The organism is Sediminibacterium sp. (assembly GCF_051860225.1).
Taxonomy (GTDB): domain Bacteria; phylum Bacteroidota; class Bacteroidia; order Chitinophagales; family Chitinophagaceae; genus Sediminibacterium.
In genome coordinates, this window is sequence record NZ_JBHYEI010000005.1 from 78959 (window position 1) to 92747 (window position 13789).

Consider the following 13789-nt stretch of genomic DNA (forward strand, 5'->3'; position numbering starts at 1 on the left):
TAGAAAAATATGAATTACGAAGAACTTGTAAAAAATCATTCAGGAGAGTTAATTGAAAAATTGGTAACCCATGTGGTTAGCCAAGACCCAGTTGAAGTATTGTTCAATTTTGAAGACAACGATCAATGGGCAATTGTAAGCATGCACCAATATGAGGAAGACTTAGAAATTTCACTTAGAATGCATTCCAATCAAACAATTGATTTATTCGTGGGATACTATGATGATGAAGATGAGTTTCATGAAATAGTTCATCTACTCACAGAGGCTGAATTAGAACAACTACCGGATGGATTAAAAAAAGTAATGCGCAAAGTGGTGGATGACGAAAAAGGAATGCGTTTACCTGGCAATTTTTTGTCAGCAAAATAATAAAGCCTCCCTCTTTTCAGAAGGAGGCTCGTTGGGCAAACAATCGCAAACAGTTAAGCAATCAATAGTTATACGATTGGAGCAGCCGCCAGAATCTCTGCCGAAACACCAGCTGCATATTTTTCAAAATTCTTAATGAATTGTTGTGCTAAATTTTTGGCTGTTGCGTCATATGCAGCACCATCTTTCCAAGTTGACTTAGGATTCAAAATTTCTGTAGGGGCACCTGGACAACTTGTTGGAATCATCATACCAAATACTGGATGCTGCTCATAACGAACATTGTCTAAACTACCATTTAAAGCTGCAGTAATCATAGCTCTTGTATAGCTTAATTTCATTCTACTGCCGGTTCCATAAGACCCTCCGCTCCAGCCAGTATTAATCATCCAAACATTCACTTCATTTTCTTTCATTTTAGCCCCTAACATTTCAGCGTACTTTCCGGGATGTAAGGGTAAAAATGGTGCGCCAAAACATGCACTAAAGGTAGACTTTGGTTCAGTCACACCAGCTTCAGTTCCAGCTACTTTAGCAGTGTAGCCACTAATGAACTGATACATTGCTTGACCAGGACTTAACTTACTAATAGGGGGTAAAACTCCATATGCATCGCAGGTTAAGAAAAATATATTTTTAGGTAACCCCCCAATACTTGGCTCCATTGCATTTGAAATAAAATGTAACGGATAGCTTACCCTTGTATTTTCTGTAATGCCTTTAAAACTGAAATCAATTTGATTGGTTCCATTTACAAACCCAACATTTTCAACTAATGCCCCAGGCTTGATTGCATGAAAAATTTCAGGCTCTTTATCTTCACTTAAATCAATGGTTTTTGCGTAACAACCGCCTTCGAAATTGAAGACACTATTACTTGTCCAACCATGCTCATCATCTCCAATTAATTTTCTATTAGGATCTGCACTTAAAGTTGTTTTTCCTGTACCACTTAACCCAAAAAATACCGCTACATCTCCTTCTTGTCCCATATTGGCGCTGCAATGCATGCTCAATACATTCTTTTGTTGCGGAAGAATGTAATTAAGAATTGTGAAAATTCCTTTCTTCATTTCACCAGTATACCCTGTTCCTCCAATTAATATGGTCTTATGAGTAAATGATACCACTGCAAAATTGTGCTGTCTGGTTCCATCTACTAAAGGATCTGCTTTAAAACCAGGAGCTTGAATAATATGCCACTCTGGTGTAAAGTTATCCAATTCAGCTTCTGTGGGTCTTAAAAACATATTGTAAGCAAATAAATTGCTCCATGGATTTTCGTTAATTACCCGAATATTTAAACGATAATTATCATCAGCGCAAGCGTATGCATCTCTTACCCACACTTCATCTTGCTGACCAAGGTAATCCAATACTTTTTTCTTTAATTGATGAAAGTATTTTTCATCAATTGGAATATTGAAATTATTCCAATGAACAGTATCTGCTGTTATATTATCTTTTACAATAAACTTGTCTTGTGGACTTCTTCCTGTAAATTCTCCAGTATTTATACAAAGTGCACCAGTGTCATTCAAAACACCTTGCCCTTTTGCTACTGCTTGTTCTACTAATGTTTCAGGAGATAATTGATAATGAACTCCGTGCTGATTGGTTAAACCCAATGCTAATAATTTTGATGCGTCTACAGTTAGTGTTGGTAATGACATATACAAACAATCGTTAGTTAGTATGCAAAAGTACATTGTTTAATTATTTGAATGCATTATTTGTGTATTATTTACACAATTTTTAAGGCCATTGCATCGTATTTTTACTAAAATTTAATATAAATAGGCAAAATGCAGCAAGGCTTAATTACTCCAGAAATAGTATCCCTTTTTCGTTCAATTGTAGGACCAAATCAGTTAATTGTTGATGGCACTGAATTAACACAATACGGACATGATGAAACTGAGAAATTAGTTTTTATACCAGAAATAGTATTAAAACCTGCTGATAGTTTTCAAATAGCTGAAATCCTAAAAATTTGCAACCAACACTATATACCTGTTACACCCAGGGGAGCAGGAACTGGCTTGAGTGGAGGCGCATTGCCACATTTAGGAGGTGTGCTATTGTCAACTGAAAAACTCAATAAAATTATTTCAATTGACGAAAGAAACCTTCAAGTTATAACAGAACCTGGTGTAATTACCGAAGTATTGCAAGATGCAGTAAAAGAAAAAGGTTTGTTCTATCCTCCAGATCCTAGTAGCAAAGGAAGCTGTTTCATAGGTGGAAATATTGCTGAAAATAGCGGAGGACCAAGAGCAGTAAAATATGGCGTAGTGAAAGACTACGTACTTAATTTAGAAGTGGTATTACCTTCCGGAGAAATAATGTGGACAGGCGCCAATGTATTAAAAAATGCTACCGGCTATAATTTAACACAGTTGATTGTTGGAAGTGAAGGTACATTGTGTATTGTCACTAAAATTGTTTTGAAAATAATTCCGCACCCTAAGTTCGACTTACTAATGTTGGTTCCATTTGGTTCACTGGAAAATGCAGGTGCAGCTGTAAGTGCAATTTTCAGGGCTGGATTTGCTCCAAGTGCATTAGAATTAATAGAAATTAATGCATTAAAAATTGTAAGTAAAATGGTGGATAGTTCTGCCGTTCCTGTAAACGACTCAATAGAAGGACATCTTATTATTGAAGTGGATGGCAATAATATGGATGTACTGATGCAAGAGATGGAATCCATTGCAGAATTAATGAATTTGTATGAAGCAGGAGATATTCTATTTGCAGATGATGCACAACAAAAAGCAGAATTATGGAAGTTAAGGAGAAGAGCCGCGGAAGCAGTTAAGTTAGAAGGGTATACCATTGAAGAAGATACTGTTGTTCCCAGAGCAGAACTACCCGCTTTAATTAAAGGGGTAAAGGAAATGGGTATACAGTATGGTTTTAAAGTGGTTTGTTATGGGCATGCTGGTGATGGCAACTTACATATTAGAATCAATCATCCAACAATCAAAAATAGTCATGGCAATCCTGAAATGACTGAAATTTTAAAATCTTTATTTAGGTTGGTAAAAAGCCTTGGAGGCACTATCAGTGCAGAACATGGTATCGGCTTGATTCAGAAACCTTATATGGAAACCGTTTTCAGTAAAACAGCCATCCAATTAATGAGGGACATTAAAAAAGCATTTGATCCTAACAATATTTTAAATGCCGGAAAAATATTTGACAGCAAGGATTGAGTATTTTTACTAAAATTGTGTGTATGAAAAAAAGAATTGGAGTATTCATTTTTATATTTTTTGGAATAACTAATTTAAGTGCGCAAATAGAAACACCAGAAAAGCCTTTAGGATTTGACCGATCAAGAGTGTTTATAGGTTCAAGCTTAAATCTTGGGCTTTCAAACCGTTTTTTCAATTTAGGACTTAACCCACAAATTGGATATAGTTTGAATAATTGGGTTGATGTTGGTGTAGCCATGAACTTAAATTATTACTCACAAAGTGCTACAGCTTTTGATCCTTTCAAATATAAAAACTTCAATTATGGAGGGGGTGCTTTTTTAAGGATATGGCCCATTAATTTTTTGCATTTACAAATTCAACCAGAGTATAATTGGATTAGTTCTTCTCAAACAGATGCAGCTACAGGACAATCCTATCGTTTAAAATTTCAAGCACCAAGTTTATTAGCAGGTATCGGATATGGATCAAGAGAAATAGGTAGTCGACTCTCCCATTTTACTATTATGATAGATTTAAATCAGGCGGTAAATTCCCCTTATCGTAATGGTATTGCTGGTGATCCGCAGCCCATTTTCAGGGGAGGTTTTGGATTTTATCTTAACCCAAAAAAGCGATAGCTTCATCTGCTGTTGAAGCAACCAATAGTCGCTCTTTCCAATCTTCATACAAGAATCCTTGTTGATACATTTTATCAATATGGGTAACTAAATAATCGTAATATCCGTTGCAGTTCAGCAATACAATTTTTTTATTGTGGATTTTCAACGTATTCCAGGTTAACATCTCAAACAGCTCATCCAGGGTTCCATTTCCACCAGGTAAAATGATGGCAGCATCACATAGTTCATAAAGCAGTTTTTTTCGGACATGCATGTCTGCTACTACCCGCAAATCAGTAATTCCCTTGTGTTGGTGTTCCCATTCTAATAATACTTCTGGAATAACCCCAATAACTTGACCGTTCCCTTCCATTACTGCATCAGCTACTGCTCCCATTAAACCTTTATTTCCACCACCGTAAACCAAAGTAATATTATTTTTAGCCATCAACTTCCCTAATTCAATGGTTTGAAATAAGTATTCCGGATCGTTTCCAGATTTAGAACCACAGAAAACTGCTATATTTTTAATTTTCATATTATACTATTAGGGCAGACAAAATACCTCAATTATTTTTACTACTTTACAAAATTCTTTTAACAAAATAAAAACCATATGTCTCCCCTTTTGCTGTTCTCCTTTGTTATTGGTTATTTCCTAATATTATTAGCGGTTGCTTGGTATACTGGTAAAAATAGTGATAATCATTCTTTCTTTATTGGGAATAAGAACAGCAACTGGATGTTAGTTGCTTTTGGTATGGTAGGTACGTCTTTAAGTGGAGTTACATTTGTAAGTGTACCTGGTGCCGTTGCAAACGAATCATTTGCATATATCCAAATTACAATAGGTTATCTATTTGGATATTTAATGATTGCATATATTCTCCTACCACTCTATTACAAATTAAATCTAACTTCTATTTACAATTATCTAAGTTCTAGAATGGGATTTAATTCATATAAAACAGGCTCCTCTTTTTTTATATTATCTAGAACACTAGGCGCAACTGCAAGATTATATTTAGTAGTAAATATTTTACAAGAAGCTATTTTAAACAGTTTTAATATTCCTTTTTGGGCTACTACTATTATCATTTTAATAATGATTTTATTATATACTTATGAGGGTGGAGTAAAAACAATTGTATATACCGATACTTTACAAACCACTTGTATGCTTGCTGGATTAGTGATTTGTGTATTCTATATTCTTAACCAAATGAATATGGGTTTTGGAGAAAGCTTAGCAGCAATGAATGAAAGAGGATATTCGAAAATATTTTTTACAGACCCCAATAGTAAATTTTTCTTCCTAAAACAAATTATCGCAGGTGCATTCATTACAGTTACCATGACTGGAATGGACCAAGAAATGATGCAAAAAAATATCTCTGTAAAAACATTAAAAGATTCGCAAAAGAATGTAATGTCTATGGCAATTACATTAGCTACCGTTATTGTCATATTCTTGTTCTTGGGCGGACTACTTTATTTGTATGCAGAAAGCTTGAATGTTTCTGCAACTGGAGATAAAATCTTCCCAGTTTTAGCCATGGAACATATGCCACCAGTTGTTTCTGTCATTTTCATCATTGCGTTAATTTCCGCACTTTTCCCAAGTGCAGATGGTGCAATCACTGCATTAACATCAACATTTTGCATTGATATTATTGGTATACAAAGGAGAGCTGATTTAAATGAAGCTGCTCAGAAAAAAATCAGACAACGTGTTCACTTAACTTTTGCAGCCATATTCCTAGTTTTTGTGTTAGTATTTAAATGGGTAAATGACCCTAGTATGATTGGACTTTTACTCAAAATTGCTGCATATACTTATGGCCCACTGCTTGGATTATTTACATTTGGAATTATTACAAAAAGAGTAGTAAATGATTCCTTAGTCCCTTACGTTTGTATTGCAGCACCGATTATTTGTTTTGTCATAGATAAATACCAAAAATCTTTATTGGGTTCTTATGAAGTTGGGCTCGAATTATTGATTATAAACGGAACAATCACTTTTTTAGGTCTATTGTTGATTTCAAAAAAAGGAAATGGGCAGACTGCTATTAACTAGTATTTGTTCATAATCAGCTTAAAATATGGAATTAATAAGTCACCTAGTTGAAACATATACAGCACAGTTTACCAGCCCTGAGCCTGAAGACTTAAAGCTAGTTAACCAAGCAACACAGGAAAAGCATCCACATGCACATATGATTAGTGGACATGTTCAGGGACAGTTTTTAACAATGGTTTGTGGAATGATAAAACCCAAATATGTACTTGAAATTGGAACATTTACTGGATATAGTGCTTTATGTCTGTTAAAAGGCTTACCGGAAGATGGTATAATCCATACTATAGAAATTAGGCCGGAAGATGCTGCCACAGCAGCTGAAAATTTTAGCAAATTGAATGCAAATAAGCAAATAACTTTGCATATTGGTGATGCCAGCAAAATCATTAATCAACTCCCTTACCAATGGGATCTTGTTTTTATTGATGCCGACAAAACAGGGTATATCAGCTATTATGAAATGATTGTACCCCTATTATCGGCGGAAGGAATTATCATAGTTGACAATGTGCTATTTCACGGGCAAGTTCTGGAAAATCCATTAAAAGGAAAAAATGCCAAAGCAGTTCATGCTTTTAATCAGCATGTTTTGCAGGATGCAAGAACAGAACAAGTGATGTTATCTATAAGAGATGGATTAACCATCATAAAAAAGAAAAAAGGATCATGAAACTTTTATTTTCCATATTGGGATTTATACTGATTTTTTCAGTCGATGCACAACAAAACAAAACCCTTGCCTATATTGAACAATACAAAGAAATTGCCATTGCTGAAATGATCCGTTCTGGTGTTCCCGCCTCTATCACACTGGCGCAAGGGGTATTAGAATCACAATCAGGTGAAAGCCCACTTGTAAAAAGATCAAATAACCATTTTGGTATAAAATGTAAACCTGAATGGACTGGTGCTAGAACTTTTCATGATGATGATGAAAAAGGAGAATGCTTTCGTGTATACGATAGCCCAATAGCTTCTTTTAAAGATCATTCTGATTTTTTGAAAAGTAGAGCTCATTATCAGTTTTTATTTAAACTGAGTCCAACCGATTCTGATGGATGGGCCAAAGGCTTAAAAAAAGCAGGATATGCAACGGCAAAGACCTATCCACAAAAGCTGATAAAAATTATTAAAGATTATAATCTAGATCAATATAACACAATTGCTTTAGCAAGAATCAATAATCAACCAACAGAGATAACTGTATCAGCAAATAGAATAGAGACTCCTATTGCTGTGATACCAGAACCAGAAAAAACAAAGGAAGAGAGGCAAGAAGATACAAAAGCAACAAATGATTCAGAGACTTTTATCCCGCTAGTAAATAAAAATAAAGAAGAAAAAGTAAGTAAATATGGCCACCTTAATTTCCCAGAAGGTTTATTTACTATTAATCAAACAGGTGTTTTATATGCAAAGGCTGGTACTTCTCTTTTGGCAATAGCTAATCAGCACAATATTTCACTTAGTAAATTGCTTTTGTATAATGATTTAGTTGATATAGATATACTTACAGAAGATCAATTAATTTATATCGAAAGAAAACAAAAAAAAGGAGAACAGGAATATTATGTAGCTAAGCAAGGGGAAACGCTGAATGATATTGCACAATTAACAGGCGTAAGACTAGAATACATTTTACAATATAATAAATTGGAAAAATCTATTTCACCAATACCTGGAACCAAAGTTTACCTTAAAAGTCCAATTATTACCAAAACAACCCCCTTCAAAAAATAAGTATGTCTAATATCAGTTTATTTAATAAAACTTTTGAACCTTATTTACCAGAATCATTGATTCAAGAAAAAATTAAAGAGTTAGGGGAAATTATTAGTAAGGAATATGAAGGCAAAAAGCCTTTATTCATTGGCGTTTTAAATGGTTCTTTTATGTTTGCAGCAGACTTGTTCAAACAAATTACCATAGAAGCAGAAATCTGTTTTATTAAATTAGCTTCTTATAAAGGAACCAAGTCTACAGGGAATGTAATTACGGCTATAGGACTTGATACAGATATTCGCGACCGTCATTTAATTTTATTAGAAGATATTATTGATACGGGTAAAACGATGAATGAGTTCATGCCACAATTATACCACCAACAACCTGCATCAGTTAAAATGGCTGTCTTATTACACAAACCTGATGCTACCATTTTCCCCGTTCAAATTGATTATTGTTGCTTTAGTATTCCAGATCGTTTTGTGTTAGGATATGGCTTAGATTATGATGGATTTGGCAGAAACTTAAGAGAAATTTACCAGCTAAAGGAAAGTGAATAAAACTTCTGGGCTTTTAAGAATCAAAAGGATTGCTTAAATTGTTGGGAATGAATCGCTTGCTTTTAATAGTACTATTTTTTGTTTATTTCTCTCCAATTAGTGCTCAGTACTATTTAAGAGGGGAAATAAATGACAATAGAGGTAAAAAATTAGAAGGCGTAACCATCCTTTTACAATCAAGGGGCAGTATCCCATTTTTAAGCGGTAAAGATGGAGACTTTGGCATCCCGTTAAGCAAATTATCAGATAGTATTTCACTATCGTTCCCAGGCTATGAAATGAAAAAAATAGCTGTTAATGCTGCTGTTTTTCAACGGATAACTTTAACAATGTTGCCCAATACTGCAAGACTTTATCAAAAAAATTTGTCTTCAGTTATTACTAATTTAAAGCCTACAGAAACAAGCCATGTTAATGGGATGGGAGAAAGTTATAGTGGAATAGTTGAAAATGGATTCATAAAAGCAGCCATGTATCCTGAAACAGGATTTTCACTGAATATAGATAAAGCCGCCTATAGCAATATTAGACGCTTTCTAAAGAATGAAATGAGAGTGCCTGCAGATGCAGTTAGAGCAGAAGAAATGCTAAACTATTTTTCATTTTTATCAAATAACAATGCCCATACTAGTCAATTCAATCTTACTTCTATTGTAACGAATTGTCCATGGAACATACAAAATCAATTATTATTAGTAAACCTAGCTGCGCCAAAGATTAATTTAGATCAAATTCCTCCTAGTAACTTGGTATTTCTAATTGATGTTTCTGGGTCTATGGATCACCCCAACCGGTTACCTCTATTGCAATCTGCTTTTAAATTATTAACCTCAAATTTGAGAAGTATAGATACAGTAAGTATAGTTACTTATGGAGGCAATGTAGCAATTGCATTATACCCAACCAGTGGTGCAGAAAAAAAGACCATCAATGAAGTAATCGATTCGCTTAGCGCAAATGGAGATACTCCAGGTGAAAATGCAATTAAAGTCGCTTATCAATTAGCAAAAGGAAGTTTTATTAAAGGGGGAAACAATAGAATCATTTTAGCTACAGATGGTGATTTTAATGTGGGGCAAAGGACAGAAAAAGAGTTAGAAGATATGATTACTAATTACAGAGAATCAGGGATTTTTTTAACTTGTTTAGGAGTAGGAATGGGTAATTATAAAGACAGCAAATTAGAAATTTTATCTAAAAAAGGAAATGGAAATTTTGCATATTTAGATCAGGTTGCTGAGGCAGAGAAAGTATTAGTAAAAGAATTCACTTCAACTCTTTTTGCAGTTGCCAAAGATGCAATTTTAAATGTTCAATTTAATAAAGAGGTAGTATCATCCTACAGACTCATGGGATTTGATAATAAAAAAGATGCCATAGCAGATAGTAGCGCTATTTTAAATGGAGGCGAAATTGGTAGTGGACATCATTCATTAGCATTATTTGAAATTGCCCCAGAAAATACGAATAGTGCAGGCACTATTGCATCCGTTTCACTTGAGTATTTTCCAATGAATGAGAATACTAAAAAAGTGGATCACTTTAAATTAAGTAATGAATTTATTCCAATCCACTCATTAGATTCTTCATATAGAAAAATGATTGCCGTTGCTGCTTTTGCAGGAACATTAAGAAAATCAGAATATATGAATGGATATCAATATGATCAAGTATATGAACTAGCTGCATCGGCTTGTAATCTCAATAACAAACTAGACATTGAACTTTTACAACTTATTCAAAAAGCAAATAAAATATATAATCCAATAAATAAAAAAAAGCCTCGCAAAAACCAATAGCTGGTAATTTACAAGGCTTAAATCAATAAGAAAGTATAGTTAACTAAATGCTTCTTTTACTCTATCAAAAAAACTTTTTTCTCCTTTTGCAGGATTGGGCTTAAAATTTCCACTATTTCCAAACTTTTCCAATGCTTGTTTTTCCTCCGCACTTACATGTTGAGGAGTCCAAACATTTACATTAATCAATTGATCCCCTCTATGATAACCTTGCACTTCAGGAAATCCCTTTCCTTTTAATCTAAATATTTTTCCACTTTGTGTACCTGCAGGAATCTTTATTTTAGCTCTTCCGTCAATTGTAGGTACTTCTACTTGGGTACCAAATACAGCATCAGGAAAAGAAATATATAAATCATACGCTACGTTCAACCCGTCTCTATGTAACTCTTCATGAGTTTCCTCTTCAATTTGAATAATCAAATCTCCAGGAGCACCGCCACGTTCGCCCGCATTACCTTTTCCACTCATGCTTAACTGCATACCTTCTTGAACACCAGCTGGTATTTCAATACTAATAGTCTCTTCGCCATATACACGCCCCTCGCCTTTACAAGAGCCGCATTTTGCAGTAATAGTAGTCCCTTCCCCATTACAACTTGGGCAAGTAGAAACAGTTTGCATTTGACCTAAGAAAGTACTAGTAACTTTTCTTACCTGACCAGAACCTCCACAAGTTGAACAAGACTGTGTACTATTTTTATCTTTCGCGCCACTTCCAGTGCAAGTTGTACAAACAACATGTTTTTTAACTTTCACATTTTTGGTAACCCCCTTCGCAATCTCTTCGTAGTTCAATTTGAGTTTGATACGTAAATTAGACCCTCTAGAACCGCGTTGTCTTCCCCCACCTCCGCGTTGTCTTCCTCCTCCTCCAAAGAAACTCCCAAACATATCATCTCCAAAAATATCCCCGAACTGGCTGAAAATATCATCCATATTCATGCCTGCACCACCACCATAATTCCCCCCCCCGGTTCCAGGACCAAACGCTGCATGACCATAACGATCGTACTTGGCTTTCTTATCTGCGTCACTTAATATTTCATAAGCTTCCGCAGCTTCTTTAAATTTTTCTTCAGCTGCTTTATCCCCTGGATTTCTATCAGGATGAAACTGCATAGCCGTTTTGCGGTATGCTTTTTTTATTTCATCAGCCGATGCAGATTTTGATACACCTAGTATTTCGTAAAAATCTCTTTTTGCCATAAATTTTAAATTGGATTATTTTCCTACAACCACTTTAGCAAAGCGAATCAGTTTATCATTTAAAAAATAACCCTTGGTTACTTCATCAATTACTTTACCTTTTAACTCTTCAGAAGGTGCAGGAATTTCTGTAATTGCTTCATGCTTTTCAACATCAAAGTCAGTTTGGATACTTTCCATCACTTTAACGCCCTTCTGCTGTAAATTGCTACGAAGTTTATTAAATACCAATAAAATCCCCTCTTTTTGAACCGCAATATCATCATTGCTATTCAACTGTTTTTCTGCTCTATCACAATCATCCAATACATCTAACAAAGAAACAATCACGTCTTTACCCGCAGTTTGAATCAATTCCAATCTTTCTTTTGCCGTTCTTCTTCTAAAATTGTCGAATTCAGCCATCAAACGGAGATATTTGTCCTTTTGCTCTGCCAATTCTTCTTCTAATTTGGCCATAGCTGTCTCCTCTGCTACTGGTTCATTTAAATGGGCAGTACCGGCTGCAGTTTCGTCAGCATTAATATTCATTTCTGCACTTTTTTCTGTTGTTTCGCTATTATTCGGTAATTCTTGCTCTTCCATAGTATAAATTATTAGATAGCCTATATAGGCAATAATTTTGCCACGCAAAGAAAAGGGAAAAATTGACAGTCCCTGCCACTTATATTTGCCAAATGATTAAGGTATATCTAAGAAAAAAAATTGCACCAAGAATAGCTAATGGACACCCTTGGATTTATGGAAATGAAGTAGACCGAGTGGCTGGCAGTCCAGAACCAGGGGAAATGGTAGAAGTTCGATTTGCCGATGGAAAACTGGCTGGGGTAGGATACTATAATCCTCAATCACAAATTTTAGTCCGCTTGCTGAGCAGAAAAATAGAAGAAATTAACGAAGCTTTTTTTTATAAACGAATACTTCAAGCATGGCATTACCGCCAAAAAATGGGCTATACCGAAAATTGTAGATTGGTATTTGGTGAAGCAGATCAATTACCCGCTTTAATTATAGATAAATTCAACGATTACTTTGTCATTCAAACATTAGCATTAGGAATTGATATATGGAAGCCAGCCATTGTTAAAGCGCTTGAAACTATATTTAAACCAAAAGGTATTTATGAGCGCAATGATGTACCCGTTAGAACCTTAGAAGGGTTAGAACAGCAGAAAGGATTTTTATCGGCTCCTTTTGATACCAATATCACTATTAACGAAAATGGATTGAAGTTTTATGTAGATATAGAAAATGGTCAAAAAACGGGCTATTTTTTAGACCAACAAGACAATAGAAGAGCTATTCAACATATAGTTAAGGGAGCAGAAGTAATGGGTGCGTTTACTTACACTGGAACCTTTGAAATTCATGCGGCTCATTATGGTGCTAAATCTGTTTTAGGAATTGATATTTCAGAACAAGCAGTTGCCCAAGCCAATAAAAATGCGGCCTTAAATGGATTGGAAAAAATAGTAGCATTTAAAGCAATGAATGCATTCGATGTTTTAAAAGATTGGGGGAAAGATGGCCCATTGTATGATGTGGTGATGTTAGATCCTCCCGCATTTACAAAGAATAGAGAGAACATTCAAAAAGCAGTTACTGGTTATAAAGAAATTAATTTAAGGGGAATGAAGCTGATACGCAATGGAGGCTTCCTAGTTACTTCTAGCTGCACTAATTTAGTGAATCCAGAGCTATTCTTACATACCATCAATGCTGCAGCAAAAGATGCACGAAAGCGAATTAAGCAGGTTACTTTTCAAGCGCAAGCTAGTGACCATCCAATCATTTGGGGAATGGAAAATACCAACTATTTAAAATTCTTAATTGTAGAAATAACTGATAGATAATTATCTGGAAACTTGAAATTTGCCCGATTCAATAATTCTACCTGATCGGTCTTTTAGTTGAAAGATATACAGTCCTCTGAAATAATTGTCATCAAAATAAATAGTCATTTTAGAACTTGTAATTCTTTGTGAATTCATTTTTCTACCAATAAAATTGAAGATCTCTAATGAATAGGTTTTATCAATTGATGGATCAAATTGAAAGTGAATGAACTGTGTTGCAGGGTTGGGATAGAATCGTTGAACCTTGCTGTCCGAAGAAGTAATTACAGAATAGTCTATAAGGGTCCCAGTGGCAGTAAAAGCACTGCTACAAAAAACAAACAAAACCCATAAACCTATTTTGTAAAGATTTGCCATCCATT

At 34.7% G+C, this 13789-nt stretch carries 14 protein-coding genes; 9 read left to right on the plus strand and 5 right to left on the minus strand.

Going from position 1 to position 13789, the window contains the following annotated elements; all coding sequences use genetic code 11:
* Positions 1-9 precede the first annotated feature (9 nt).
* Complete coding sequence (locus ACTIEI_RS14090; RefSeq protein WP_439506933.1) at positions 10-372, plus strand: hypothetical protein; 363 nt, start codon at positions 10-12, stop codon at positions 370-372.
* Between the two features lie 68 nt (positions 373-440).
* Here ACTIEI_RS14090 and pckA read toward each other — a convergent pair whose 3' ends face one another.
* Positions 441-2045 (minus strand): phosphoenolpyruvate carboxykinase (ATP), encoded by a 1605-nt coding sequence (gene pckA / locus ACTIEI_RS14095; RefSeq protein ID WP_439506934.1) that lies wholly within the window; start codon positions 2043-2045, stop codon positions 441-443.
* A gap of 132 nt (positions 2046-2177) precedes the next feature.
* On the opposite strand from pckA, the gene ACTIEI_RS14100 reads away from it, so the two are divergent.
* A complete protein-coding gene (locus ACTIEI_RS14100; protein WP_439506935.1) occupies positions 2178-3590 on the plus strand; it encodes an FAD-binding oxidoreductase in 1413 nt (470 codons plus the stop codon).
* A 23-nt stretch (positions 3591-3613) separates the two neighbouring features.
* On the plus strand, positions 3614-4213 hold the full coding sequence (locus ACTIEI_RS14105; RefSeq protein WP_439506936.1) for a hypothetical protein: 600 nt from the start codon (positions 3614-3616) through the stop codon (positions 4211-4213).
* Here ACTIEI_RS14105 and ACTIEI_RS14110 read toward each other — a convergent pair.
* Positions 4194-4733 (minus strand): TIGR00730 family Rossman fold protein, encoded by a 540-nt coding sequence (locus tag ACTIEI_RS14110; RefSeq protein ID WP_439506937.1) that lies wholly within the window; start codon positions 4731-4733, stop codon positions 4194-4196. The genes ACTIEI_RS14105 and ACTIEI_RS14110 overlap by 20 nt on opposite strands.
* Before the next feature lie 78 nt (positions 4734-4811).
* Here ACTIEI_RS14110 and ACTIEI_RS14115 point away from each other — a divergent pair, with 78 nt between their 5' ends.
* The 5 genes from ACTIEI_RS14115 to ACTIEI_RS14135 are packed head-to-tail and all read left to right on the plus strand — an operon-like array spanning position 4812 to position 10362.
* Complete coding sequence (locus tag ACTIEI_RS14115; protein WP_439506938.1) at positions 4812-6275, plus strand: sodium:solute symporter; 1464 nt, start codon at positions 4812-4814, stop codon at positions 6273-6275.
* 25 nt (positions 6276-6300) lie between these two features.
* Positions 6301-6948 carry an O-methyltransferase gene (locus tag ACTIEI_RS14120; RefSeq protein WP_439506939.1) on the plus strand — a complete coding sequence of 216 codons (648 nt, stop codon included), beginning with the start codon at positions 6301-6303 and terminating at the stop codon, positions 6946-6948.
* A complete protein-coding gene (locus ACTIEI_RS14125) occupies positions 6945-8018 on the plus strand; it encodes a glucosaminidase domain-containing protein (protein WP_439506940.1) in 1074 nt (357 codons plus the stop codon). Before ACTIEI_RS14120 ends, ACTIEI_RS14125 begins: the two co-directional genes overlap by 4 nt.
* 2 nt (positions 8019-8020) lie before the next feature.
* Positions 8021-8563 (plus strand): hypoxanthine phosphoribosyltransferase, encoded by a 543-nt coding sequence (gene hpt, locus ACTIEI_RS14130; protein ID WP_439506941.1) that lies wholly within the window; start codon positions 8021-8023, stop codon positions 8561-8563.
* Positions 8564-8610: 47 nt separating this feature from the next.
* Positions 8611-10362 (plus strand): YfbK domain-containing protein, encoded by a 1752-nt coding sequence (locus tag ACTIEI_RS14135; RefSeq protein ID WP_439506942.1) that lies wholly within the window; start codon positions 8611-8613, stop codon positions 10360-10362.
* Between the two features lie 39 nt (positions 10363-10401).
* On the opposite strand, the gene dnaJ is transcribed toward ACTIEI_RS14135, so the two are convergent.
* Together dnaJ and ACTIEI_RS14145 are read right to left on the minus strand one after the other, a co-directional pair.
* Entirely contained in the window at positions 10402-11571 is a 1170-nt protein-coding gene (dnaJ, locus tag ACTIEI_RS14140; protein ID WP_439506943.1) for a molecular chaperone DnaJ, read from the minus strand.
* A gap of 15 nt (positions 11572-11586) precedes the next feature.
* The gene (locus ACTIEI_RS14145) at positions 11587-12156 is read right to left on the minus strand and encodes a nucleotide exchange factor GrpE (RefSeq protein ID WP_439506944.1); all 570 of its coding nucleotides are present in this window, start codon (positions 12154-12156) and stop codon (positions 11587-11589) included.
* Positions 12157-12248: 92 nt separating this feature from the next.
* Between ACTIEI_RS14145 and ACTIEI_RS14150 the strand changes: the two genes are divergently transcribed.
* Positions 12249-13424: a class I SAM-dependent rRNA methyltransferase gene (locus ACTIEI_RS14150; protein WP_439506945.1), complete on the plus strand. Its 1176-nt coding sequence runs from the start codon at positions 12249-12251 to the stop codon at positions 13422-13424.
* On the opposite strand, the gene ACTIEI_RS14155 is transcribed toward ACTIEI_RS14150, so the two are convergent.
* Positions 13425-13784 (minus strand): T9SS type A sorting domain-containing protein, encoded by a 360-nt coding sequence (locus ACTIEI_RS14155; protein ID WP_439506946.1) that lies wholly within the window; start codon positions 13782-13784, stop codon positions 13425-13427.
* Positions 13785-13789: the final 5 nt, after the last annotated feature.